General features: G+C 66.4%; 20 protein-coding genes and 1 pseudogene. 12 read left to right on the plus strand and 9 right to left on the minus strand.

Annotated features, from left to right (window positions below; all coding sequences use genetic code 11):
- From infB to FFS35_RS19320, 8 genes are all read left to right on the plus strand, one after another.
- A partial coding sequence (infB, locus tag FFS35_RS19285; RefSeq protein WP_137788399.1) for a translation initiation factor IF-2 occupies positions 1 to 2140 on the plus strand: 2140 nt, incomplete at its 5' end.
- Positions 2141 to 2179: 39 nt separating this feature from the next.
- Entirely contained in the window at positions 2180 to 2566 is a 387-nt protein-coding gene (rbfA, locus tag FFS35_RS19290; protein ID WP_137788400.1) for a 30S ribosome-binding factor RbfA, read from the plus strand.
- A 26-nt stretch (positions 2567 to 2592) separates the two neighbouring features.
- Positions 2593 to 3186, plus strand: coding sequence for a thymidine kinase (locus FFS35_RS19295; RefSeq protein WP_137788401.1), 594 nt, complete (start codon positions 2593 to 2595; stop codon positions 3184 to 3186).
- Positions 3187 to 3195: 9 nt separating this feature from the next.
- The gene (locus tag FFS35_RS19300; RefSeq protein WP_137788402.1) at positions 3196 to 3888 is read left to right on the plus strand and encodes a site-2 protease family protein; all 693 of its coding nucleotides are present in this window, start codon (positions 3196 to 3198) and stop codon (positions 3886 to 3888) included.
- A complete protein-coding gene (truB, locus tag FFS35_RS19305; protein WP_137788403.1) occupies positions 3885 to 4775 on the plus strand; it encodes a tRNA pseudouridine(55) synthase TruB in 891 nt (296 codons plus the stop codon). The genes FFS35_RS19300 and truB overlap by 4 nt, the downstream gene beginning before the upstream one ends.
- Positions 4776 to 4799: 24 nt before the next feature.
- Positions 4800 to 5069: a 30S ribosomal protein S15 gene (rpsO, locus tag FFS35_RS19310; protein ID WP_137788404.1), complete on the plus strand. Its 270-nt coding sequence runs from the start codon at positions 4800 to 4802 to the stop codon at positions 5067 to 5069.
- A 152-nt stretch (positions 5070 to 5221) separates the two neighbouring features.
- Complete coding sequence (gene pnp, locus FFS35_RS19315) at positions 5222 to 7552, plus strand: polyribonucleotide nucleotidyltransferase (protein WP_137788405.1); 2331 nt, start codon at positions 5222 to 5224, stop codon at positions 7550 to 7552.
- A gap of 142 nt (positions 7553 to 7694) precedes the next feature.
- Complete coding sequence (locus FFS35_RS19320; protein ID WP_137788406.1) at positions 7695 to 8540, plus strand: enoyl-CoA hydratase-related protein; 846 nt, start codon at positions 7695 to 7697, stop codon at positions 8538 to 8540.
- A gap of 11 nt (positions 8541 to 8551) precedes the next feature.
- Here FFS35_RS19320 and FFS35_RS19325 read toward each other — a convergent pair whose 3' ends face one another.
- Positions 8552 to 9325, minus strand: a complete 774-nt coding sequence (locus FFS35_RS19325) for a class II aldolase/adducin family protein (RefSeq protein ID WP_137788407.1) — start codon at positions 9323 to 9325, stop codon at positions 8552 to 8554.
- Between the two features lie 128 nt (positions 9326 to 9453).
- On the opposite strand from FFS35_RS19325, the gene clpB reads away from it, so the two are divergent.
- Positions 9454 to 12036, plus strand: coding sequence for an ATP-dependent chaperone ClpB (gene clpB, locus FFS35_RS19330; RefSeq protein ID WP_137788408.1), 2583 nt, complete (start codon positions 9454 to 9456; stop codon positions 12034 to 12036).
- A gap of 109 nt (positions 12037 to 12145) precedes the next feature.
- On the opposite strand, the gene FFS35_RS19335 is transcribed toward clpB, so the two are convergent.
- Entirely contained in the window at positions 12146 to 15214 is a 3069-nt protein-coding gene (locus FFS35_RS19335; protein ID WP_249341744.1) for a TonB-dependent receptor, read from the minus strand.
- Positions 15215 to 15392: 178 nt separating this feature from the next.
- Here FFS35_RS19335 and FFS35_RS19340 point away from each other — a divergent pair, with 178 nt between their 5' ends.
- Positions 15393 to 15902, plus strand: a complete 510-nt coding sequence (locus FFS35_RS19340; protein ID WP_137788409.1) for a hypothetical protein — start codon at positions 15393 to 15395, stop codon at positions 15900 to 15902.
- An 11-nt stretch (positions 15903 to 15913) separates the two neighbouring features.
- Here FFS35_RS19340 and FFS35_RS19345 read toward each other — a convergent pair whose 3' ends face one another.
- From FFS35_RS19345 to xseA, 7 genes are all read right to left on the minus strand, one after another.
- The gene (locus FFS35_RS19345) at positions 15914 to 17179 is read right to left on the minus strand and encodes an aspartyl/asparaginyl beta-hydroxylase domain-containing protein (RefSeq protein ID WP_137788410.1); all 1266 of its coding nucleotides are present in this window, start codon (positions 17177 to 17179) and stop codon (positions 15914 to 15916) included.
- Positions 17176 to 17895, minus strand: a complete 720-nt coding sequence (locus FFS35_RS19350) for a 2OG-Fe(II) oxygenase family protein (RefSeq protein WP_249341745.1) — start codon at positions 17893 to 17895, stop codon at positions 17176 to 17178. The genes FFS35_RS19345 and FFS35_RS19350 overlap by 4 nt, the downstream gene beginning before the upstream one ends.
- Complete coding sequence (locus tag FFS35_RS19355; RefSeq protein ID WP_137788411.1) at positions 17892 to 18539, minus strand: hypothetical protein; 648 nt, start codon at positions 18537 to 18539, stop codon at positions 17892 to 17894. Before FFS35_RS19355 ends, FFS35_RS19350 begins: the two co-directional genes overlap by 4 nt.
- Complete coding sequence (locus tag FFS35_RS19360; protein WP_137788412.1) at positions 18536 to 19147, minus strand: TIGR02466 family protein; 612 nt, start codon at positions 19145 to 19147, stop codon at positions 18536 to 18538. Before FFS35_RS19360 ends, FFS35_RS19355 begins: the two co-directional genes overlap by 4 nt.
- A 115-nt stretch (positions 19148 to 19262) precedes the next feature.
- Positions 19263 to 20171, minus strand: a complete 909-nt coding sequence (locus FFS35_RS19365; protein WP_249341746.1) for a M23 family metallopeptidase — start codon at positions 20169 to 20171, stop codon at positions 19263 to 19265.
- Positions 20168 to 20368 (minus strand): DUF2093 domain-containing protein, encoded by a 201-nt coding sequence (locus FFS35_RS19370; protein ID WP_137788418.1) that lies wholly within the window; start codon positions 20366 to 20368, stop codon positions 20168 to 20170. Before FFS35_RS19370 ends, FFS35_RS19365 begins: the two co-directional genes overlap by 4 nt.
- Positions 20369 to 20381: 13 nt before the next feature.
- Entirely contained in the window at positions 20382 to 21746 is a 1365-nt protein-coding gene (xseA, locus tag FFS35_RS19375) for an exodeoxyribonuclease VII large subunit (RefSeq protein ID WP_137788413.1), read from the minus strand.
- On the opposite strand from xseA, the gene purD reads away from it, so the two are divergent.
- Together purD and FFS35_RS19385 are read left to right on the plus strand one after the other, a co-directional pair.
- Positions 21747 to 22997, plus strand: coding sequence for a phosphoribosylamine--glycine ligase (gene purD, locus FFS35_RS19380; protein ID WP_137788414.1), 1251 nt, complete (start codon positions 21747 to 21749; stop codon positions 22995 to 22997).
- Between the two features lie 68 nt (positions 22998 to 23065).
- Positions 23066 to 23283: pseudogene (locus FFS35_RS19385) on the plus strand (hypothetical protein); the annotation flags it as partial.

The raw sequence follows: 23283 nt of genomic DNA on the forward strand, positions 1-23283 counted from the left end.
GGATCCGTCGCTGCCGGCGCCACGCCGGTTCAGCCCGGTGGCGCGCCCCGAAATTCCGAAGCCGCAGCCCAAGCCCAAGCCGGAAGCGGCGAAGCCTGCCGCCAGCGCCGCGCCGGCCGCTGCCGCCAGCAGCAGCGCGCCCTCCGCCGGCAATCCGCAGCAGCGCAGCATGCCATCGGGCCAGGCCACCCCGCGCAACGCCCCCCCCGCCCGTCCGCAGCAGCGCGACCGCAAGGGAGACGAGCGCCGTGGCGGCAAGCTCACGGTCAACCGCGCGCTGAGCGAGGATGGCGCCCGTGCGCGCAGCCTCGCGGCGCTGAAGCGTGCGCGTGAAAAGGAACGCCGCACGCAGTTCGGCGGTTCGCGCGAGCCGCAGGCGAAGCAGTATCGCGATGTGCAGGTGCCGGACGCGATCACCGTGCAGGAACTCGCCAACCGCATGGCCGAAAAGGGCGCGGATCTGGTGAAGGCGCTGTTCAAGATGGGCATGCCTGTCACCGTCAACCAGACGATCGATCAGGACACCGCCGAGCTTCTCGTCACGGAATTCGGCCACAATATCGTGCGCGTTTCGGATTCGGATATCGATCTGGTGACCGATGCCGCGCCGGATGCCGATACCGATCTGAAGCCGCGTCCGCCGGTGGTGACGATCATGGGCCATGTCGATCACGGCAAGACCAGCCTGCTCGATGCGCTGCGCGGCACCGATGTCGTGAAGGGCGAGGCCGGGGGCATCACCCAGCATATCGGCGCCTATCAGGTGACGCTGAAGGACAAGTCCAAGATCACCTTCCTCGATACGCCGGGGCACGAAGCGTTCACCGCGATGCGCGCGCGCGGCGCGGACGTGACCGATATCGTGGTGCTGGTGGTCGCCGCCGACGACGGGCTGATGCCGCAGACGATCGAAGCGATCAATCACACCAAGGCCGCCGGCAAGCCGATGATCGTGGCGATCAACAAGATCGACAAGCACGAGGCCAATGCCCAGCGTGTGCGCGAGCGCTTGCTGGAGCATGAGGTCGTCGTCGAGGAGATGGGCGGCGACGTGCAGGACGTCGAGGTTTCGGCGCTCAAGAAGACCGGTCTCGACGAGCTGATCGAGAAGATCCAGCTCCAGGCCGAGCTGCTCGATCTGAAGGCAAATCCGGATCGTGCCGCAGAGGGCACCGTGCTGGAAGCGAAGCTGGACAAGGGCCGCGGCCCGGTGGCGACGGTGCTCGTCACGCGCGGCACGCTGAAGGTGGGCGACGTGTTCGTCGTCGGCGCCGAGAGCGGCAAGGTTCGCGCGGTGGTCGACGACAAGGGGCGTCAGCTCAAGCAGGCCGAGCCGTCGATGCCGGTCGAGGTGCTGGGCATTTCCGGCACGCCGTCTGCGGGCGATCCGCTCCAGGTGGTCGAAAACGAGGCGCGGGCGCGCGAGGTCGCCGAATATCGCCAGAGCGTGTTGACGCAGAAGCGCACCACGGCGGCACCGGCCAGCCTGGAGAGCATGTTCTCCGCCCTGAAGGCCAATCAGGCGATCGAATATCCGGTGGTCGTGAAGGCTGATACGCAGGGCACGGTCGAAGCGATCGTCGCCAGCCTGAACAAGCTTTCGACCGACGATATCCGCGTGCGCATCCTGCACTCGGGCGTGGGCGGCATCACGGAGAGCGACGTGAATGTGGCGGCCGCGTCGGGCGCGCCGATCATCGGCTTCCACGTTCGCCCCAATGCAAAGGCGCGCGAGATCGCCGAGCGGCATCATGTGGCGTTGAAATATTACGACATCATCTATGATCTGATCGACGAAATCCGCGCCGGCATGATCGGCGAGCTTGGCCCCGAGGCGTTCGAAACGGTCGTCGGCCGCGCCGAAATCCGCGAGGTTTTCTCGGCCGGCAAGCACGGCAGGGCCGCCGGTCTGCTGGTCGTCGAGGGCATCATCCGCAAGGCGCTCAAGGCGCGTATCACGCGCAACGATGTCATCATCTACAACGGCGAGATCGCCTCGCTGCGTCGTTTCAAGGACGATGTGGCGGAGGTTCGCGCCGGTCTGGAGTGCGGCGTGACGTTCACGCAGAACTTCACCGACATCAAGCCGGGCGACTTCCTCGAAACCTTCGAGGTCGAATTGCGCGAGCGGACGCTCTGACATGGACGGCCCCGGTGAAAGCCGGGGCCGGTTACGCTGATGCGCCAGACCGAGCACAATCCCGAAAAATCCGTCCGCACGCTCCGCGTGGGCGAACAGGTGCGGCATATCCTGTCGGAAGTGCTCCAGCGCGGCGACGTGCATGACGAGACACTGGCCACGCATCTCGTCTCGGTCACCGAGGTGCGCATGTCGCCGGATCTGCGCCATGCCACGGTGTTCGTGAAGCCGCTGCTCGGCAAGGACGAGGAAGCCGTTATCAAGGCGCTGCGCACCAATACCGCCTATCTCCAGCGCGAGGTCGCGCGGCGCATGAAGATGAAATATGCCGCGAAGCTGAAGTTCATCGCCGACGAGAGTTTCGACGAGGGCAGCCACATCGATACATTGCTTCGCGCTCCAGGCGTCGCACGCGATCTGGACTGAACCGAACCAGCCGAAGGGCGGCAGCGATGGCAAAGCTTTATTTTTACTACGCCAGCATGAACGCCGGGAAATCGACCACGCTCCTGCAGGCCGATTTCAACTATCGCGAACGCGGCATGGCGACGATGCTGTTCACCGCCGCGGTGGATGATCGCTTTGCGGCGGGAACGATTTCGTCACGCATTGGGCTGGCCGCGCCGGCGACGATGTTCGATCGCGCCACCGATATCGCCGCCGCCACGCTCACGCGTCATGCCGATGCGCCGCTCGCCTGCGTGCTGGTGGACGAGGCGCAATTCCTCACCGGCGCGCAGGTGGATCAACTGGCGCATCTTTCCGACGTGCACGGCATCCCCGTTCTCGCTTATGGATTGCGCACCGATTTCCGTGGGGCGCTGTTCGAAGGGTCGGCGCGCCTGCTGGCGCTGGCGGATGCGCTGATCGAGATCAAGTCGGTCTGCACCTGCGGGCGAAAGGCGACGATGAACCTGCGCGTCGATGGCGAGGGGCGTGCGGTGGCCGAAGGACGCCAGACAGAGATCGGCGGCAACGATCGCTATATCGCCCTGTGCCGTCGCCATTTCAGCGCCGCGCTGGCGGAAGCGGCGAACGCGCACTAGATCGCGCGCATGAACCCGAACAACATCTTTTACGCGGCGGCGATCTGGATCATCCCGCTGGTGATCGCGATCGTGTTTCACGAGGTGGCGCACGGGCTGATGGCGCGCGCGCTGGGTGATCCCACCGCGCATGAACAGCGGCGGCTGAGCTTCAATCCGCTGCGCCATGTCGATCCGATCGGCACGGTCGTGCTGCCGCTGATCCTCGCGATCGCCAAGGCGCCGGTGTTCGGCTGGGCAAAGCCGGTGCCGGTGGATGCGACGCGGCTGCGCAATCCGCGCTGGGGAATGGTGGCGGTCGCGCTGGCCGGGCCGGGGATGAACCTGCTGCTCGCCGCCGTCACCGCGATCGTGATCGGTATCGCCTCGGGCAGCGCGCTCGGCAACGCCGCGCCGCAGAGCGTGGCCGGGTTCGTCTGGGCGAATCTGATAAACTTCCTGCTCATCAACATCTTCCTGGCGGTGTTCAACCTGTTGCCGATACCGCCGTTCGATGGCGGGCACGTGGTGGAGGGGGTGCTGCCCCGCCCCCTCGCCTATCAATGGGCGCGGCTGGCGCGGTTCGGCTTTCCGTTGCTGATCCTGTTGCTTGTCGTGCTGCCGATGATTTTCCCCGGCGCCAGCATCATGCAGTACATCGTCGGCCCGCCCGCCGACGCGCTGATCCGCGCCTATCTGCGCTTCGCGAACCTGTTCGCGTGAACGGCTGGCTGATCCTGGACAAGCCGCTCGGGCTGGGATCGACACAGGCGGTGAGCGCGGTGAAGCGCGCGTTGCGTGCCGGCGGTTATGGCAAGACGAAAGTCGGCCACGGCGGCACGCTCGACCCGCTGGCGAGCGGCGTGCTGCCGATCGCGCTGGGCGAGGCGACGAAGCTCGCCGGGCGGATGCTCGATAGCGACAAGCGCTACGACTTCACGATCCGCTTCGGCGAGGAAACCGATACGCTCGACAGCGAGGGCCCGGTGATCGCGACCAGCGCGGTGCGTCCCGCCCGTGCCGCGGTCGAGGCCGCGCTTGCGCGCTTCACCGGCCCGATCGTGCAGGTGCCACCGGCCTATTCCGCGCTCAAGGTGGACGGCCGGCGCGCCTATGATCTCGCCCGTGCCGGCGAGGAGGTCACGCTCAAGAGCCGCGACGTGACGATCCACTCGCTCACGCCCCACCCCGCGGCCGATGGAGCGCTCGAGGAGATTACCCTCACCGCGCACGTATCCAAGGGAACCTACATCCGCTCGCTCGCCCGCGATATCGCGCGCGCCCTTGGAACATTGGGCCACGTCACCTATCTCAGACGGACGAAGGCGGGGCCATTCGGCTTGTCCCATGCGATATCGCTGGACAAATTGACCGAACTCGGTAATGGCCGCGCGCTTGAACACTCTCTCCTGCCATTGAGGGCGGCGCTGGACGACATCCCGGCTCTCTCCCTCTCTCCCGACCAGGCAGGGGCGCTCCGCCAGGGGCGCGTTCTGGCCGGGATCGCTGCCGACGATGGCCTCTGCCTCGCGCTTCTGGCCGATGTGCCGGTGGCGCTGGTGGATGTGGCGGACCGCGAGGTTCGCGTCGTTCGCGGCTTCAACCTGTGATGTGATGTCGAGGAACCGAATTTTATGACGATTACTGCAGAGCGCCGCCAGGAAGTCATCAAGGAGCATGCGCGCCAGGACGGCGACACCGGCTCCCCCGAGGTGCAGGTCGCGATCCTTACGGAGCGTATCCGCAACCTGACTGAGCACTTCAAGGGCCACGCGAAGGACAATCATTCCCGCCGCGGGCTGCTGATGATGGTAAACCAGCGTCGTTCGCTGCTGGATTATCTCCGCAAGAAGGACGGGGATCGTTACCTCGCCCTCATCGCGAAGCTTGGTCTTCGCAAGTAACACGAAGGGCGCCCCAGCGGCGCCCTTCTCGTATCTGCCCTTCTGCAATTCGGCGGAGGGGCATGGGCGACATCTCGCCCAACACCGCGCAGGCCGGACAGCCTGCAAAAGAGGCCCCGGTCGCATAGGGCGGCCGGTCCAAAGGAAATAAAATGTTCAATACCCAGAAGGTAAGCATCGAGTGGGGCGGAAAGACCCTGACGCTCGAGACGGGCCGTGTCGCCCGCCAGGCCGACGGCGCGGTGCTCGCGACGCTCGGCGAAACGGTCGTGCTGTGCGCCGTCACCGCCGCCCGCAAGGTGAAGGAAGGGCAGGATTTCTTCCCGCTCACCGTCCACTATCAGGAAAAGTTCTCGTCCGCCGGGCGTATCCCGGGCGGCTTCTTCAAGCGCGAGCGGGGCGCGACGGAGCGTGAGACGCTCGTCAGCCGCCTGATCGATCGCCCGGTGCGCCCGCTGTTCCCGGAGGGCTTCTACAACGAGATCAACTGCATCGCGCAGGTGCTCTCCTATGACGGCGAGAACGAGCCGGATCTGCTGGCGATGATCGCCGCCTCCGCTGCGCTCACCATCTCCGGCGTCCCGTTCATGGGCCCGATCGGCGCGGCGCGCGTCGGCTACAAGGATGGCGAATATCAGCTCAACCCGAGCGATACGCAGGTCGCTGAAGGCGATCTGGATCTGATGGTCGCCGCGACGCACGACGCGGTGATGATGGTCGAATCCGAAGCCAGGGAGCTTTCGGAGGAAGTGATGCTCGGCGCGGTGCTGTTCGCGCACAAGGCGTGCAAGCAGGTGATCGAGGCGATCATCGATCTCGCCGAAAAGGCCGCCAAGGATCCGTGGGAGCTTCCCGCCGGCGACGATCAGAAGGCCGTGAAGGCCGAGCTGAAGAAGCTGATCGGCAAGGATATCACCGCCGCCTACAAGCTCACCGACAAGCAGGCACGCCAGACGGCGCTGGGCGATGCGCGCGCCAAGGCGAAGGTCGCGATGGCCGACAAGTCCGCGCAGGAGCAGCTCGTCGCCGCCAAGCTGGTGAAGAAGCTGGAGGCGGATATCGTCCGCACCGCGATCCTGAAGGACGGCCGCCGCATCGATGGTCGCTCGACCACGCAGATCCGCCCGATCGCGTCGGAAGTGCACTTCCTGCCGCGCGCGCATGGCTCCGCGCTGTTCACGCGCGGCGAGACGCAGACGATCGCCACCACCACGCTCGGCACGCGCGATGCGGAGCAGATGATCGACGGGCTGAACGGCCTCTCCTACCAGCATTTCATGCTGCACTATAACTTCCCGCCCTATTCGGTCGGCGAAGTGGGCCGCTTCGGCGCGCCGGGCCGCCGCGAAGTCGGCCACGGCAAGCTGGCGTGGCGCGCGCTGCATCCGGTGCTGCCGACGAAGGAAGAGTTCCCGTACACGATCCGCGTCACCAGCGACATCACGGAGAGCAACGGCTCCTCCTCGATGGCGACGGTGTGCGGCGGTTCGCTGGCCCTGATGGACGCCGGCGTGCCGATCAAGCGCCCGGTTTCGGGCATCGCGATGGGCCTCATCCTGGAGGGCAAGGATTTCGCGATCTTGAGTGACATCCTCGGCGACGAGGATCATCTCGGCGATATGGATTTCAAGGTGGCGGGCACGTCCGAGGGCATCACCACGATGCAGATGGACATCAAGATCGCCGGCATCACCAGGGAGATCTTCGAGGCCGCGCTGTCGCAGGCCAAGGAAGGCCGCGCGCACATCCTGGGCGAGATGAACAAGGCGCTGGGCGAAACCCGCACCGAGCTTTCCGCTCATGCCCCGCGCATCGAGACGATGCAGATCGACAAGTCGAAGATCCGCGACGTGATCGGCACCGGCGGCAAGGTGATCCGCGAGATCGTCGCCACCACCGGCGCCAAGGTCGATATCGACGACGAGGGCGTCATCAAGATCAGCTCGTCGGATGGCGCGCAGATCGAGGCGGCGATGAACTGGATCAAGGGCATCGTCGAAGAGGCGGAAGTCGGCAAGGTCTACAACGGCAAGGTCGTCAATCTCGTCGATTTCGGCGCGTTCGTGAATTTCATGGGCGGCAAGGACGGCCTCGTCCACGTCTCCGAAATCCGCAACGAGCGCGTCGAGAAGGTCTCGGACGTCCTGAGCGAGGGCCAGGAGGTCAAGGTCAAGGTGCTGGAGATCGATCCGCGCGGCAAGGTTCGCCTGTCGATGCGTGTCGTCGATCAGGAAACCGGCGCCGAGCTGGAAGACACCCGCCCGGCGCGTGAGCCGCGCGCCGGTGGCGATCGCGGTGATCGTGGCCCGCGTCGTGATGGCGGCGGCGATCGCGGCCCGCGTCGCGATGGCGGCGGCGACCGTGGTGGCGATCGCGGCCCGCGCCGTGATCGTGGCCCGCGCCGCGAGCGCGGCGAAGGTGGCAAGGAAGACGGCCCCGCGCCCGATTTCGCTCCCGCTTTCCTGACCGGCGACCGCGACTGATCGTTCGCGCCGCTCAAGGCGACATGAAGAGGCCCCGGCAGCGATGCCGGGGCCTTTTTCATGGCGCGCGCGTGTTCCGCAGGGGTCGACTCGCTGGCCATGCAATGCCAGCCTCATTCCAAACAAAAACCGGAGGATGAGGATGGCTTACGAGCAGATCCGTTACGAAACGGATGGCCCGATCGCGACATTGACGCTCGCGCGGCCGGAGAAGCTGAACGCCTACACCGCGCGGATGGGTGCGGAGATCACCGATGCACTGCGGCGATCCGACGAGGATCACGCGATCCGCGCCACGATCATCACCGGCGAGGGGCGCGGCTTTTGCGCCGGGGCGGATATATCAGGCGGTGCCGACAGCTTCGGCGCGAGCGGCCCGAACTTCGGCACCGGCGGACAACCGCGTGAGGGCTCCGGCTTCGTCGATGCGCTCTTCAACGCCACCAAGCCGACCATCGCGGCCATCAACGGCCCGGCGGTCGGCGTAGGCGTCACGCTGACGTTGCCGTGCGACATCCGCATCGCGGCGCGCGCTGCGAGGTTCGGCTTCGTCTTCGCGCGGCGTGGGCTGGTGCCCGAGGCGGGGAGCGCGTGGTTTCTGCCGAAGATCGTGGGCTTGCCGCAGGCGCTGCGCTGGTGCCTTTCCGGCAACCTGTTCGATGCCGAAGAGGCGCGCGCAGGCGGCCTCGTGAGCGAGGTGGTGGATGGCGAGGCGCTGCTCGACCGCGCGCGCGCCATCGCGCGGGAGATCGCGGGCCAGACCGCGCCGGTGTCGGTCGCCCTCACCCGCCAGATGCTGTGGCGCTTCTCGGGCGATCCGCTGCCCGATGGCGCGCTGTCGGTGGACGGTGCATTCGCGATGGCGCTGGGCGCGGGGCCGGATGTGCGCGAGGGCGTAGCCGCCTTTCTGGAAAAGCGCGCTCCCGCCTTTCCGGGGCAGGTGCCGGAGGACATGCCCTCCGGCTACCCGTGGTGGCGGGCGGGCTGAGCCGCCTGCCCTCAGTCGCGGAAACTCGGGTCGATCCGGTCGAGCTTGCGCAACAGCGCGGGCCACGCCAGCCGCTCGGCCAGCTTGCCCATGCCCTTCGGCGCGGACTGGTGCGCCACCTTGTGCTCCACGCCCTGCGGCGGGTTGTTGAGATGCTCGCGCCCTGCCGACAGCATCAGCACCTGCGCCTCGCAGGCGCGCTCCAGGAAATAGAGGCGAAGGAAGCACGCGCCCACGCTGTCGCCCACGGCCAGCGTGCCATGATTGCGCAGGATCATCGCATTCTTGTCACCGATGTCGGCAACCAGCCGCTCGCGTTCCTCGAGGTCGGTCGCGATGCCCTCATAGTCGTGGTAGGCAACATCGTGCCCGGCGATCATCGCGGTCTGCGTGTGTGGCAACAGCCCGAATTCCATCGCCGACACCGCCTGGCCATGCGGCGTATGCAGATGCATCACGGCATGGGCATCCTCGCGCGCCATGTGGATTGCGGAATGGATCGTGAAGCCCGCCGGGTTCACCGGATGCGTCGTCGGGCCGACCGGATTGCCCTCCACGTCGATCTTGACGAGGCTGGAGGCGGTGATCTCCTCGAACATCATGTCATATGGATTGATGAGGAAATGATGCTCCGGGCCTGGCACGCGCGCCGATAGATGCGTGAAGATCAGATCGTCCCACCCATAGAGAGCGACGAGGCGATAGGCCGCCGCCAGATCGACGCGCGCCTCCCATTCACCCGGCGCATATTGCGGTTTGCTATCGACGGTCGCCAGCGTGGCCATGACTCTCTCTCCTGTTTCGATTTGCAACTCTTGTATCGCTATCGGCGATCGATCGCCACTATCGTTCTCGCGCCCTCTTGTGTGGCATAAATGCCACATTACATCGCACCCATCTCAAGGGGACCGATATGAACCTCGAAAAATTTACTGACCGCGCAAAAGGCTTCCTCCAGTCCGCGCAGACCGTTGCGATCCGCATGAATCATCAGCAGATTACGGCGGAGCATCTGCTCAAGGCGTTGCTGGAGGACGAGCAGGGCATGGCGGCGGGGCTGATCCAGTCCGCCGGCGGCGACGCGCGGCGCGCAACGAGCGAAACCGATCTCGCATTGTCGAAGATTCCCGCCGTATCCGGTTCGGGCGCGCAGACCTCGCCTGGGCTGAACAACGATGCCGTGCGCGTGCTCGATTCCGCCGAACAGATCGCGCAGAAATCCGGCGACAGCTATGTCACGGTCGAACGTCTGCTGGTCGCGCTCGCGCTCGCGCTCAACACGCCGGCCGGAAAGGCGCTGAAGACCGCGGGGGTCACGCCAGAGGGGCTGAATGCCGCGATCAACCAGCTTCGCGGCGGCCGCACCGCGGACACCGCCTCCGCCGAGGATCGCTATGACGCGCTGAAGAAGTTCGCCCGCGATCTGACGCAGGCGGCGCGTGACGGTAAGCTCGATCCGGTGATCGGCCGCGACGAGGAAATCCGTCGCACGATCCAGATCCTTGCCCGCCGCACCAAGAACAACCCCGCCCTGATCGGCGAACCCGGCGTCGGCAAGACCGCGATCGCCGAGGGCCTCGCGCTGCGCATCGCCAATGGCGACGTGCCCGATACGCTCAAGAACCGTACGCTGATGGCGCTGGACATGGGCGCGCTGATCGCCGGCGCGAAATATCGCGGCGAGTTCGAGGAGCGGCTGAAGGGCGTGCTCGACGAGGTGAAGGCCGCCGAGGGCGATATCGTCCTGTTCATCGACGAGATGCACCAGTTGATCGGGGCGGGCAAATCCGAAGGCGCGATGGATGCGGGCAATCTGCTGAAGCCGGCGCTCGCGCGTGGCGAGCTGCATTGTGTCGGCGCGACGACGCTCGACGAATATCGCAAATATGTCGAGAAGGATCCGGCGTTGCAGCGGCGTTTCCAGCCGGTATTCGTCGGCGAGCCGACCGTGGAGGATACGATCTCGATCCTGCGCGGGCTGAAGGACCGTTACGAACTGCACCACGGCGTGCGCATCACCGATGGCGCGATCGTCGCGGCGGCGACGCTCTCCAATCGGTACATCACCGATCGTTTCCTGCCCGACAAGGCGATCGACCTGATGGACGAGGCCGCAAGCCGCATCCGCATGGAGGTGGAATCCAAGCCGGAGGAGATCGAGACGCTCGATCGCCGCATCATCCAGCTCAAGATCGAACGCGAGGCACTCAAGAAAGAGACGGACGCGGCGTCCATGGACCGTCTGTCCAATCTGGAAACCGAACTCGCCAATCTTGAGCAGCAGTCCGCGGAGCTCACCACGCGCTGGCAGGCCGAAAAGGACAAGATCGGCGCGGAGGCGAAGCTGAAGGAACAGCTCGATGCCGCGCGCATCGCGCTGGAGCAGGCCCAGCGCGACGGCGATCTCGCGCGCGCGGGCGAGCTTTCGTACGGCACGATCCCGCAGCTCCAGAAGCAGCTCGACGAAGCGCAAGGGGCCAGCAAGGGCGCGATGCTGCGCGAGGAAGTGACCGCCGACGATATCGCCGGCGTGGTCAGCCGCTGGACTGGCGTGCCGGTCGAGCGGATGCTGCAGGGCGAACGCGAGAAGCTGCTGCGGATGGAGGAGGTGATCGGCAAGCGCGTGATCGGCCAGGCCGAGGCGGTGCGCGCCGTCTCCACCGCGGTGCGCCGCGCGCGCGCCGGGTTGCAGGATCCCAACCGGCCGCTCGGCTCGTTCCTGTTCCTCGGCCCTACGGGTGTCGGCAAGACCGAGCTGACCAAGGCGCTTGCCGAATTCCTCTTCGACGATTCCGGCGCCATGGTGCGCATCGACATGAGCGAGTTCATGGAGAAGCACGCCGTCTCGCGGCTGATCGGTGCGCCGCCGGGCTATGTCGGTTACGAAGAGGGCGGCGTGCTGACCGAGGCGGTGCGGCGGCGACCCTATCAGGTCGTGCTGTTCGACGAGGTGGAGAAAGCGCACGCGGATGTCTTCAATGTGCTGCTGCAGGTGCTGGATGACGGGCGGCTCACGGATGGCCAGGGCCGGACGGTCGATTTCTCGAACACGCTCATCATCCTGACCAGCAATCTCGGCAGCCAGTATCTCGCCAATCTGGGCGAGGATCAGGATGTCGAAACCGTCGAGCCGCAGGTCATGGAGGTCGTCCGCGCGCATTTCCGCCCGGAATTCCTCAACCGGCTGGATGAGATCATCCTGTTCCATCGGCTTGGTCAGGCGCACATGGGGCCGATCGTGGATATTCAGGTATCGCGCGTGCAGAAGCTGCTGGCCGATCGCAAGGTCACGCTGGATCTGACGGACGCGGCGCGCGTGTGGCTCGGCCGCGTGGGGTATGATCCCGTCTATGGCGCCCGCCCGTTGAAGCGCGCGGTGCAGCGCTATCTGCAGGATCCGCTCGCCGAACTGATCCTGCGCGGCGATGTGAAGGACGGCGCGACGGTGCGCGTCGATGAGGGCGATGGGAAACTGGCGTTGGCGGTGGACGGGTAAGGCCGCGCCGCCGACGGCCCGCGCGCCCGTCGCTGTCCACTCAAAAAAAACAGGCGGTGGCATCCCAAGGATGCCACCGCCCTTTTTCAGTTCAGCCCTGAGGCTACGATCAGAACTTCAGCTTGCCGCTCACGAAGAAGCTGCGGCCGAGAACGTCGTAGACGGTCGGGAAGGTGTTCGACTGCTCACCGTTGCCGCCGTTCTGCGTCGAAGCTGCCAGCGGCGGCTGCTTGTTGAACAGATTGCTGACGCCGATGTTCAGACGGAAGTTTTCGGTCGCATCAAACGTGGTGGTCAGATCGAAGTAGTTCTGAGCCTTGAAACGCTCCGAAGCATAGACCGTGGTGGGATCGTCATCCGTAACCGCGCCGAGGTAACGCCACTGCAGCGAGGCCGAAATCTGGCCAAGACCCAGCGTGGTGCGCAACGTGTGGCGCCACTTCGGCGTCGGAACGCCGCACTGTGCACCGAAGTGACCGGCGCAACGAATGACCTTCGGATCGCCCACGACCGGGGTGAAATCGTTCACCAGCAGACGCGTGCCGGAGAAGCTGAACCCAAGCCGTGCGTCGTCGGCACCGAGCAGCGCACCCAGCGGCTGGCTGTAGCCGGCCGTTACGTCGATGCCCGAAGTCTTCAGACCGCCCGTGTTCTGGTTGGTCGAGGTGAACGTCTCGATCTGGCCGGCCGAGTTACGGCTGATCAGGTTGCAATAAGCCTGGTTGAAGCTCTTGAAGCACAGATCGCCGATCGACTGGGTCGGAACCGCGCCGATGTAGCCCTTGATCTTGATGTTGTAGTAATCGACCGTCAGCGAGAAGCGCGGCAGGAACGTCGGACGGAACACACCGCCCAGCGTGTAGGTGTTGGCCACCTCTTCCTTCAGATTGGCGTTGCCGCCGGTGAAGGTGAGAGGATTGACGCTTACGTCCTGGATGCCCGCGTTGCCGATCAGCGTAGCCGGTGCGCCAGCCGCTGCAAACTGCGCGCGGCAGATCGCATTCAGCTGAGTATTGGTGACCGCTGCCGCCGTGCCGCACTGGTCAGCGTTGCCGTTGAAGCTGACCGTGTTGCCGAGGAACAATTCATAGACGCTCGGCCCACGGATCGCGCGCTGATACTGACCACGGAACGTGATGTCCGGGATCGGCGCCAGCTCTGCACCACCAGCCCAGGTGAACACGTTGCCCGGAGCGTTCGAATAATGGGTCGCACGCGCCGCGCCGTTCAGCTCAAGCCGATGGATGAAGGTGTTGGCCAGCAGCGGAACACGAATTTCACCGAAGAACTCGCGGACCGAGTAGGAACCGGAAGTCGGCTGCCCCGGATTGAAACCGGCGACGTTGCCCGAAGCGAGATACTGATCCGGCGTCACCGCACCAGCTTCACTGCGCCACTCTGCACCGAACGCCACGCCAACGCCGCCTGCGCCAAGATCGAACAGGTTGGGATTGGTCACGGAGAAGTTGGCGACCTGCGTGGTGTAGGTCTCGAGGTTGGTCGCGCCGATGCCGATGTAGCTGGCCGCCGCTGCGCTCAGGTTGTTGAGGCCGAAGATGTTGGCCGGAACGCAGCCCGCCGCCCGCGCAGCCGCGCTGGCGCAGACCACCGTGCCGCCCGTGATCGGGAAGGCGGAAATCGTGCCGTCCGGTCCCTGGAACGCGGTATTGGTCGCGAGCAGGAAGCGGTCGATGGCGACGTTGCCGGTCTGACGCTGCGAGTTCTTGGTGCGGGCATACATGTAGTAGCCATCGTAGCTGAAGCCAGCGCCGATCTCACCCTTCATACCCGCCACGACGCGGAACGCGTTACGCTCGTCTTCGTTGACGCGCGGGCCGAGCGCGGTCGTGCGATAGTTCCACGTCGGAACGGTCACATAGCCGTCGCCATTGGTATCCAGCGTCCGCAGCGCATTCTGCACCGACGCTGCCAGGAACGGCGAGTTGACCTGGACGGTCAGCGGGCCGGTCACACCGTTGCCAAATGGCGTACCCTGGCTGATCGGCGTCGCAGCGAGCTGCGCGTTCACGCGGTTATTGGAGAACTGCGCCTCGAAATACGGCGTGAAGTGCTCGTTGATCTCGTACTGGCCCATGGCCGACACGAGGAAGCGCTCTTGCGGAACCTGCAGATAGTTGACCGGGCTGTAGTTGTAGCCGTCAGCCGCGGTGTAGCACTTGCTGGAACCGTCCTGATTGAACACCTGGTAGGCGGTGGCGGAGGCGGCGCAGCCGTTGTTCAGCGCAGCATTCAGGCCAGGAACGAGAATTCGGCCCTGAGGAACCGAACCCGAACCACCGGCCGCATAGAGCGGCGTGCCGTCCTGGTTGTCGTTCAGCGCGTTGGTCGAGAACGAGCGCTGGCCGGCGAAAGTCGGCTTGCGCTTCGTATAGTCGACGAGCAGCGTGACGTTGCCGCGATTGTCGTCGAAGTTCGCGCCGACGAGACCGTACACGTCCCAGACCTGGCCATCGCCCTTCTCGGTGACGTTGTAGCTGCTGCCAGCTTCGACGCCCGAGAAGTCGCGCTTCAGCGTGAAGTTCACGACGCCCGCGATCGCGTCCGAACCGTAAACGGCCGAGCTGCCGCCGGTCAGAACTTCGACGCGGCTGATCAGCGGCGCCGGGATCGTGTTGAGGTCGACGATCTGGTTGACGTCGTACGACATGTAACGACGGCCATCGACCAGCACGAGCGTGCGCTGTGCGCCGACGCCGCGAAGGTTGACGGTGGCGACACCGCCGCCGGGGTTGTTCGACGTGGACGACGTGGTCGCAGTAACCTGCGGCAGGTCGTTCAGCACGTTTTCAATGTTGGTCGAAGCGGCCTTCAGCGCGATGTCCTGCGAGCTGACGACCGACACCGGGCTGGTGCCGTCCAGATCGGGACGCGCGATGCGCGAACCGGTGACAACGATGTCTCCCGTCGGTGCGCCGGTATCTTCTTGGGCGGCCGGGATCGCGGTTGCGGGCGGCGCGGCTTGCGCGAACACGGGTGCCGAGCCAAGCGCCAGGCCAATGGCCAGCGAGGCGGCACCGCAGCGCAGCGCGGTTTCGAACGATCGGTTAATCACAACATTTTCCCCTTTGTGGCGAGGTCCACAGCTGAATTCCGACTGTTTCATTGTTGAAACATCCCGAAATTCAGCGCCGCTACTGATACGGCAAATGCCGCACATATTGGCGTGATGCCGATGTGCGTTTGATATGGCGCGGCTGTAAAGTCGTAACCGACGGCGCGCGCCATAACATTTCCGCGGTGTCGCAATACTGCAACACATTGGTTGCCTGCCGCGATCCGCTTGAACCGGGCGGAAGCGCCATGTAGTCAGCGATGGCACAATCGGGGCGAATGATATGAAGGCTGTCGCAATCGCGGTGATGATCGGTGCGGCCACGGCCGCGGGATCGGCGCAGGCCGCCGCGCACCAGCAGGCAAAGGTGCTGCGCGATCTTGCCGATTGCCGGGCGATCGCGGACAATGCCGCGCGCCTCGCCTGTTATGACGGCAAGGTCGCGGCGGTCGTCCAGGCCGAGAGTTCCGGCGACATCGTCGTGGCGGACAAGGCCCAGATCAAGGAGGCGAAGCGCGCCTTGTTCGGCTTTGGTGGCGTAAGGCTGCCGTTCATCGGCGGCGGTGACGACGACAACGCCGCGCCGCCCGAGATCACGGCGAAGCTGACCGGCGCGCGCCAGTCCGGGCTCCGGTGGGAATTCACGCTCGATAACGGCATGCGCTGGCGGCAGGTTGACGACGAGGAAGTATATCCCGGCTCGGGCCAGCAGGTGATCGTGAAGCGCGGCGCGATGGGCAGCTATATAATGAAGATCAAATCAAGGGCCGTGCGCGTCATACGGATCCAATAGCGGCTATCGTCTCAGGTCAGGTGCTCACCCAGTCGGCTGAGCACCTGGTTCGTCGTCCGCAGCAACGCGCGTTCATCTTCGTCGAGAAACGGATTCCAGACGTCGATGATCATGATGACACGCGTGTCGTCGCTGTCGTTCCACGCCTCATGCTCGATCGTGTCGTCGAACGCCCAGGCCTCGCCTTCCCGCCACTCGCGCGTCTCGGAACCGACCCGGAAGCGACAACCGGGCGGCACGATCAGCGGAAGGTGGACGACCGCTCGGATATTGGTCACGCCATGATGGGGCGGAATTCGCGTGTGCGGCTTGAGTGTCGAGAACATCACGGTCGGCCCGCGGCCCGCGATATCGAGCAGCGGCAGTTCATCGAGCAGCTTCGCCGTCTTCGGGCAGCGATCGAGCATCGCGGGCACCGCCGCGCCGCCATTCCACAGGAAGATGGCGCCCCAGTTCAGCGAGCGGTTGAGTTCGCGCCACTGGTTTTCGGGGGTGCCGGGCGCGATGTTGACATAGGGCACGTTGGGATCGGACCCTTCAAGCAGCCCGCGTAATTCTTCGCGGATCGTGTCGGCGCCGGCTTCCAGCTTTTCAAACCAGGGGAATTGCGCGCGATCGAAATATTGCACCGGCGGAAGATAGGGGAAATGCAGCCCGGCCGGCTTGGGATGATATATCTGCCGCCGCCCGCCGAGGACTTCCAGCGCATGATCGAAACGGCTGGAGGTGATCGGTCGGCCGGCAAGCTCCCGGCGGATCGCCGCCTCGATCGCGCCGTCCTCGGCATCGACCAGCGCCTTGCCGTGCTGCAGGGCAGCCGCGATGCGTTGCGGAAGCGTCTCGAAAGCGGGCGCTGCGTCGATCAGGGCGCGATAGGCCAGAACGGCGTCGCTCTTGCGCCCGTGCCGTTCAAACCATTGCGCTTTCTCCAGCAGCGCCACGACGAAATAGGGATCGACCGCGAGCGCCTGATCGAGCGCGGACAGCTCGGTGGCGGAATCGCCCATCGCGCGTGCGGCAAACGCAAGGTTGAGCCAGATCGGCGGGGCCTGGCGATCCTGCGCCACAGCACGCTCGAACATCCGCCGTGCTCCGGCAGCGTCTCCCGACGACAGCAGGCGATTGCCAAGCATGTTGAGGGCGCGCGGATGCTCGGGCGCGATCTTGAGCACGTTGTTCAGGCACGCCACGAATTCGGCGTCGCGCCCGGCCCGGCCAGCCTGCTCCGCCTGTTCGAACAACTGCCCGACCCGGGCGGCATTGGCGCTATCAGTCATGATCTCGATCTCAGCCACCCGGTTATCGAAACGCGCTTCTCCCCGGCGGCCGGGCTCACAAGCGATACACTATGCTCGGCCGGCACGGCGAAGACGTCCAGCACGTTGAACTCTGGTGCGAGCCCACGCAACTCCTCACCACCCGAAGCGTGAAACAGCAACAGCCCTCCCCATTCGACCCGCCATAGCGGCGTCAGGCCGCAGACATAAGCGGCATGGCGATGCTTGCCTTCCACCAGATCGTCATGGCCGGTGAGAAAGTCACCCCCCGAAAAGCGCGTTGCCTGGGCGTCGGCGAAATCGATCGCCGGTGTTCCGGTTATCGTACGCAGCATCTCTCGCGGTTCGCCGTCTGACAGCCACGCCGCGAACCGATTGAGGGCATCGTCGCGCGCCGCCCGCTCGCCCGGCTCGTCAGGAACACGGATTGATTCATAGCGAAATTGAAAGCCGCTTGTCGCACCGGCGTAGATGGCGGCGTCAAGATCGGCCTTTCGCTCGAGGCTCATCTGCGCGCGGGTTTCCGCATCCAGCTCATAGACCTTGTCGCCCGCATTGAGCACCTGACGCCAATCGATCCGCTCGCCCAGATGCCGGGCAAGCGGCGCCGGATCGGCGAGGAAGTTTCGGATTCGCACCCGGCCCCGCTCGCGATAACGTCGCGCCAGCGCCGCGACATCGTGCGCCCCCAGCGCGAATTCATTCGGATTGCTCACGCATCCCCCAGCGGCGCGACCAGCGAAATCACAATGATCCGGCGCGGCGTGGCGGCCGCCGTCAATGATGTGTGACGGACCTGCATCCACCCCGGAAACATCAGAACGCTGCCGCTGCCCGGGCGAAGCACGACCTCCGGCTCATAGAATATCGGCGGTGGCCCCGGCGCTATTTTGAGCCGCAATCGCGCCGCCTCCATCATCGGGGCGGGCAAGCGCGGATCGATGAAGCGCAGCTCGCCGCCAGGCCCTTGGTCCGCGCCGCCGCCATAGCCATCGTCGACGATGTAGAGATATCGCCAATAGGCTTCGTAATCCGGCACCAGTTCGAGATGCTCTGCCGCCGCTATCTCATATCCTTGCGCGGCAACGCGCCAATCGACCTGCGCCGCCTGCCCGTTCGCCGCGGCGGTCGCCCGGCTGGCAAGGGTGCGGGCGTGATCGATCACCGGAGCCAGCGCTGCCGGCCACGCATCCCCCCAGTCGATCCGCACCGGCATGCCGACGACACGGGCGACCTTCCCACGCGCCGTCAGCGTCTCCTCGATTGCCCTCGTCGCGTCGCCGTTGTCCGCAACCCGATCGATCACCAGCGGCGTCGAGAACAGCGGCTCCGCATGAATGTGCAGGGACGTGCCCGTCATATGGCGCGCGCGATCATGTTGATGGCGATCGAAATGCGCGTGCCGGTGCCGTGATACGGCCGCACCGAATGGCCAAGGAACGAGGGGAAGCCGATCAGCAGCCCGCTGAACGGCCGGACCCAGGTTTCCTGTTCTTCGACCGAGCCGTTTCCCGCGCGGTGGCGCAAATGCGGCGTGCGCATCCTGAGAAACGGCATTCGCGGATCAACGAAAACCAGTTCGCCTCCCAGGGCAGGGTCTGCGGACCCGGCATATCCGTCGTCCACATAGTAGACGAACGACAGGAAAGAGCCGGGATGCCAATGGTTTTGATTGGAATCGCCCGAGCGGTTGATATTCGCCCACATCTCGGGCCGCCATATCGGCGCCGCCGAGGCATCGTCGGCCAGCGCCGTCATCTGGGTGCAGGCACGCGTCACGATCTGCGCCAGTGCCTCGGCCGGTTCGCCGCCCCACCGCAGCATGTCGATCTCCGATTGCCAGCCGCCGACATTGGAGCGGCTGACGCCACGCTGCTCGGCGCCGCGGCGCAGCACAACATCCCGCAGCGCGGCGCTCAATGCCGGGCCATCGGGAAGTGCAACGGTATAAACAGGCGTCGGAAACATCGACGCTATGCGCGCGCTCAGAATCGTCCTCCAGTCTGTGGCTGCCTCGCCGTGCAAGCCTTGATGATCGACGATTCGACCAAAGTGCAGGTCAGGTCAATCGCCGAAAACGGCGCTATCGCCCCATGTCCCCCGCCACGCGCATCGGGTCGATCCGCTTGCCCTGCCACATCATCGCCCAGTGGAGATGCGGGCCAGACGCCCTTCCCGTGGCGCCGACCAGGCCGATTTCCTGCCCCTGCCGCACATGATCGCCGGCCTTCACCTCGATCTTCGACAGGTGCAGAAACGCGCTGTTCAGCCCCATGCCGTGATCGACCATCAGCAAATTGCCCTCAAGTGTGAAGGGCGATGGCGCCGCCAGGATCACCACGCCGTCCGCCGGCGCAACCACCGGCGCGCCCGTGGGCTTCGCGACATCGACGCCGCCGTGATACGCGCCCGGCTCGCCCCGATAGACGCGCTGGGCGCCGAACAGGCCCGAGATGCGGCCGCTGGCGGGCCAGATGAAATGTTGCCGCCAGCCCTGCGCGTCGCTGCGGATTTCGCGCGCCGCCCTGATCTGCGCCAGCTCGTCCGGGCGGCGGCGGGCGAACTCGGCGTCGGGCACCGGCGTCTTTGCGACGCTGTCGAGCCGCTCGATCCGCCATTCGCCCGGCGCGACATCGAACACCTCCCTCGCCTGCCGCCCATCGGCGAGCGTCGCGATCAGCGTCGCGCGCGGCGCGGCATCGCGGTCGAACGCGATCAGGAAGCGGCGGTCGGCGGCGATCCCTACGGGCGCGCCGTCCAGTGTCAGCGATGTCGTGCCGATCGGCGCCGTGCCCAGCATGACGCCGCCCTGCCGGGGGATGCCGGAAAGCGCGAACGTCGCCGGCGGCGGTACATAGGCGAGCGGTGGCGGCGCGGTGACGGCGGGGGCACCCGGCTGTGCCGGCGCTGGCGGCGTGGCGGGCGGCGGGACGCAGCCGCCGATCCCGGCCAGCGACGCCGCCATCGCGGAAACCCACGCCGCACGCTTCATCGCGGTGACAGCGCCTCGCTCGCCAGCGTCGCGGAGGCGAAGGCGCGCTGTTCGGCGACATCCCAGTAGCGCAGATCCTCCAGCGGTATCCGCGCGCCGGAGGCGGCGCATATGACATGATCGCCCGGCGTCAGCACGCGAAAGCCGTTGGCGAGATAGTGCAGCCGTGCGGGCCGGTCGGTATTGGACATCAGCATCGGATCACGAAACTCACAGCAAGGAAGGTTGTTCGGGCGGAGGCGCAGCATAGGGACGCGCCCGCGCGCCCTCAACCTTGGCGTCGATCCTGTCGTCGCGGAAGTGGAGCGTCACCGCCCCCGCCGCGCGCGCCGCCGCCGCCGTGGCGATCGTCGCGCCGCCACGCGCGGTGACGCGGGCATAGCCGCGCTGGAGCGGCGCATCGGGATCGACCGCCGCCAGAAGCCGTCCGAAATCCGCGAGCCGCTGGCGCGCTGATTCCAGCCGGCGATCAAGCGCCGCCGGCCGCAGCACGCCGGCGATGCGATCGAGTTGCCCGCGCCCCTGCGCGACGCGGCGCTCCAGTGCGCGATCCGCGCGCGCGCCGGCATCGTCGAGCCGCTGGCGCTGCGGGCCGAGCAGCCGGTCGCGCGTCGGCATCAGCCGCGCCTGCGCCGCCAGCCGCTCGCGCCCGCGCTCGATGTAGCGTCGCGCGCAGCGTTCGGCCCGCTGGGCATGGGCCGCCACCGTAAGCCGGATATCCGCCAGCACCGGCACCGCCAGTTCGGCCGCCGCCGTCGGCGTGGGCGCGCGCAGATCGGCCGCGTAATCGCACAAGGTGGTATCGGTCTCATGCCCGACCGCCGAGATCGTCGGGATGGCCGAGCCCGCGACGGCGCGCACCACGGCTTCTTCGTTGAACGCCCACAGATCCTCGATCGAGCCGCCGCCGCGCGCGACGATGATGAGTTCGGGCCGCAGCGCTTCGGGCAGCGCGTTGAAACCGCGCACCGCCGCCGCGACCTCGCCGGCGGCGCCCTCGCCCTGCACCTTCACCGGCCAGACGAGCACGTGGCTGGGGCAGCGATCCTCCAGCCGGTGGAGGATATCGCGGATCACCGCGCCGGTCGGCGAGGTGACGACGCCGATGCGCCGCGGCATGAACGGCAGCGCGCGTTTTCGATCGCTGTCGAAAAGGCCTTCCGCGGCCAGCGCGGCACGCCGCTTTTCCAGCAGCGCCATCAGCGCCCCGGCGCCTGCCAGCTCCATCCGCTCGATGACGATCTGGTATTTGGAGCGTCCGGGGTAGGTCGTCAGCCGCCCGACCGCGATCACCTCCACCCCGTCCTCCGGGCGAAAGGCGAGGTTCGCGACCTGCCCCTTCCAGATAACGCCGTCGATCACCGCCGCGTCGTCCTTGAGCGCGAGATAGGCGTGGCCCGAGGCGACGCGCTTGTAGCCCGAAATCTCGCCGCGCAGCCGGACGTGGCCGAATTCGCCCTCCACCACGCGCTTCAGCCGCTGCGAGAGTTCGCCGACCGACAACGCGGGCGCGTTGCTGCCGGGGTCGACGTCGGCTACCAGCCGGCCGGGCGGATCAAGGAAGGGATCGGACATTTGAATATTCTGCTGGTCGGCTCGGGTGGGCGTGAACATGCGCTGGCATGGAAGCTGGCGCAATCTCCGACGCTCGATACCCTGTTCGCCGCGCCCGGCAACCCCGGCATCGCGCAACATGCGACGATCGTCGGGCTGGACGTGTCGGATCACCGCGCGGTGATCGATTTCTGCCGCCGCGAGCGGATCGGGCTGGTGGTGATCGGGCCGGAAGCGCCGCTGGTGGACGGGCTGGCGGACAATATCCGCGCGGTCGGCGTGCCGGTGTTCGGCCCCGGCCGCGCGGCCGCCCAGCTTGAGGGGTCGAAGGGCTTCACCAAGGATCTGTGCGCCCGCGTCGGCATCCCGACCGCGCGCTATTTCCGTGTCACGAGCAAGGCCGGCGCGCTCGCCGCGCTCGACGATTTCGGCGAACGATGCGTTATCAAGGCGGACGGGCTGGCCGCGGGCAAGGGCGTGACGGTCGCCGAGACCCGCGCCGAGGCGGAAGCCGCGATCGCGGCGCTCTTCGCCGACGGCCCGGCCGAAGCCGTGATCGAGGAGATGCTGGAGGGGCCGGAGGCGAGCCTGTTCGTCCTTTCCGACGGCACCGTCACCGCCTCGTTCGGCTCGGCGCAGGATCACAAGCGCGTCGGCGATGGCGACACCGGCCCGAACACCGGCGGCATGGGCGCATACAGCCCCGCCGCGGTGCTGACCGCGGCGCTGGAGGAGCAGGCGCTCGGCGAGATCGTCCGCCCGACGATCGACGCGCTGGCGGAAGCCGGCACACCTTATGTCGGGGTGCTGTATGCCGGCCTGATGCTGACGGCGGATGGGCCGAAGCTGATCGAATATAACGTCCGCTTCGGCGATCCCGAATGCCAGGTGCTGATGGCGCGGTTCGAAGGCGATCTGGTCGCGCTGCTGCTCGCGGTCGCCGAAGGGCGGCTCGCCGATCAGCCCGAGCCCGCGTTTTCGCGCGATGTCGCGCTCACGGTGGTGATGGCGGCGCAGGGCTATCCCGGCACGCCCAGGTCCGGCGGCGCGATCGCGGGGATCGCGGCGGCGGAAGCGACCGGCGCGACGGTGTTTCAGGCTGGCACGGCGGAAGCAGGCGGCCGGATCGTCGCCAGCGGCGGACGGGTGCTGGCCGTCACCGCGACCGGCCCCGATGTGAAGGCGGCGCAGGCCGCTGCCTATCGTGGCGTCGACGCGATCGATTTCCCGGACGGCTTCTGCCGCCGCGATATCGGCTGGCGCGCGGTGTGATCGCTGGACAGGCGCGACGACGGGTTTAAGGCAGCGGGAAGGCAGAGGAGCAGGATATGGGCCCCCGAATGACGGACACAGGCACGCTGACAACGGTCGCGCTCGCGCTGATCGCCGCTTTCGCGGTGCTGACGGTCATCGGCATCCTGTGGGGTGCGCGCCTGAAACGCCAGCGCGCCGCCGCCGAACGGATCGAGGCCCAGAATGCGGAACGCGAGCGTCAGCTCGCGCGAACCCGGCCCGTGGCGGTCGATCCGCCGGCAAAGCCCGCTGACGAGGCTCCGAT

Origin of the sequence: Sphingomonas sp. 3P27F8, from assembly GCF_005502745.1 — a bacterium.
In the GTDB taxonomy this organism is placed as follows: Bacteria; Pseudomonadota; Alphaproteobacteria; order Sphingomonadales; family Sphingomonadaceae; genus Sphingomonas.

Coding starts and splice junctions, on each gene's coding strand:
- rbfA (WP_137788400.1), top strand. CDS start 2,180: ATGCGCCAGACCGAGCACAATCCCGAAAAATCCGTCCGCACGCTCCGC.
- clpB (WP_137788408.1), top strand. CDS start 9,454: ATGAACCTCGAAAAATTTACTGACCGCGCAAAAGGCTTCCTCCAGTCC.
- FFS35_RS19325 (WP_137788407.1), bottom strand. CDS start 9,325: ATGGCCACGCTGGCGACCGTCGATAGCAAACCGCAATATGCGCCGGGT.
- FFS35_RS19320 (WP_137788406.1), top strand. CDS start 7,695: ATGGCTTACGAGCAGATCCGTTACGAAACGGATGGCCCGATCGCGACA.
- FFS35_RS19295 (WP_137788401.1), top strand. CDS start 2,593: ATGGCAAAGCTTTATTTTTACTACGCCAGCATGAACGCCGGGAAATCG.
- FFS35_RS19370 (WP_137788418.1), bottom strand. CDS start 20,368: ATGCTGATGTCCAATACCGACCGGCCCGCACGGCTGCACTATCTCGCC.
- xseA (WP_137788413.1), bottom strand. CDS start 21,746: ATGTCCGATCCCTTCCTTGATCCGCCCGGCCGGCTGGTAGCCGACGTC.
- FFS35_RS19335 (WP_249341744.1), bottom strand. CDS start 15,214: ATGTGCGGCATTTGCCGTATCAGTAGCGGCGCTGAATTTCGGGATGTT.
- FFS35_RS19355 (WP_137788411.1), bottom strand. CDS start 18,539: ATGACGGGCACGTCCCTGCACATTCATGCGGAGCCGCTGTTCTCGACG.
- FFS35_RS19300 (WP_137788402.1), top strand. CDS start 3,196: ATGAACCCGAACAACATCTTTTACGCGGCGGCGATCTGGATCATCCCG.
- FFS35_RS19345 (WP_137788410.1), bottom strand. CDS start 17,179: ATGACTGATAGCGCCAATGCCGCCCGGGTCGGGCAGTTGTTCGAACAG.
- pnp (WP_137788405.1), top strand. CDS start 5,222: ATGTTCAATACCCAGAAGGTAAGCATCGAGTGGGGCGGAAAGACCCTG.
- rpsO (WP_137788404.1), top strand. CDS start 4,800: ATGACGATTACTGCAGAGCGCCGCCAGGAAGTCATCAAGGAGCATGCG.
- FFS35_RS19360 (WP_137788412.1), bottom strand. CDS start 19,147: ATGTTTCCGACGCCTGTTTATACCGTTGCACTTCCCGATGGCCCGGCA.
- FFS35_RS19365 (WP_249341746.1), bottom strand. CDS start 20,171: ATGAAGCGTGCGGCGTGGGTTTCCGCGATGGCGGCGTCGCTGGCCGGG.
- FFS35_RS19340 (WP_137788409.1), top strand. CDS start 15,393: ATGAAGGCTGTCGCAATCGCGGTGATGATCGGTGCGGCCACGGCCGCG.